This is a genomic window from Oleiphilus sp. HI0066 (assembly GCF_001635725.1).
The window spans coordinates 1-850 of sequence record NZ_LWFH01000437.1 but is presented as its reverse complement, the minus strand read 5'-3'; the positions used below and the strand labels follow the sequence as shown (position 1 = coordinate 850).

Annotated in this window: 1 protein-coding gene; it reads right to left on the bottom strand. The window is 44.4% G+C overall.

Going from position 1 to position 850, the window contains the following annotated elements; translation table 11 throughout:
- Window positions 1-850 (bottom strand): iron ABC transporter permease (locus A3738_RS05795; protein ID WP_156504003.1); only part of this gene is annotated, 850 nt, incomplete at both ends.

Sequence of the window (850 nt, the reverse complement as noted above, 5' to 3'; positions counted from 1 at the left end):
GAATCGAATAGTCGGAAAGAATGATGACCGGAATTAAGAAACCAAAAACAATTGGTGTTGATGCGAGTAGAGTAGCGAAGAAAGCCTTTTTTCCAGTCAGGTGTTGAGTTGGCAGAGGACGTGATTGAGTTTTGCTAGAAAACGACTGCTGTTGGTCCCTAGATTTTCTCTCCATCATGATTAAAAACACGACAGCTAACATCATCACGGTAGCAATTTGAGCTGCACCGCCTAAATTGCTCATATTCAGCCATGTGTCATAAAGGCCTGCAGTCAGCGTTTGAATTGCGAAGTAATCAACGGTACCGAAGTCATTCAGTGTTTCCATCAGAACCAAAGATAGACCGACGACAATTGCAGGTCGCGCAATCGGTAATGATACGCGGAAGAAAAAGCCAAAAGAATTCGAACCCAGGCTTCTAGCGGCGTAGTAAAGAGAAACTGATTGTTGCAAAAATGCGGCGCGAGCCAGCATGTAGATATAAGGGTATAGAGTTAGTGACATGAGGATAATGGCGCCCCCCATGCTTCGGACTTCGGGGAAGTAGTAGTCTCTGCTCGATTGCCAGCCAAATATCTCTCTAAGCATTGATTGGAGAGGGCCAGCATATTCAAGAAAGTCAGTGTAGACATAAGCAATCACATACGCAGGCATCGCAAAAGGGAGTAATAACGCCCACGTGAAAAAACGTTTGCCTGGAAAACTATAATGGCTTATTAACCATGCAGCACCAATGCCTAAAGCGGTACTCAGACATCCAACTCCGAGCATTAATATCAGCGTGCTTTTAATATAGGCAGGAAGTACTGTCTCAGATAAATGAACCCAAATGTTGTCGTCTGGAAATGC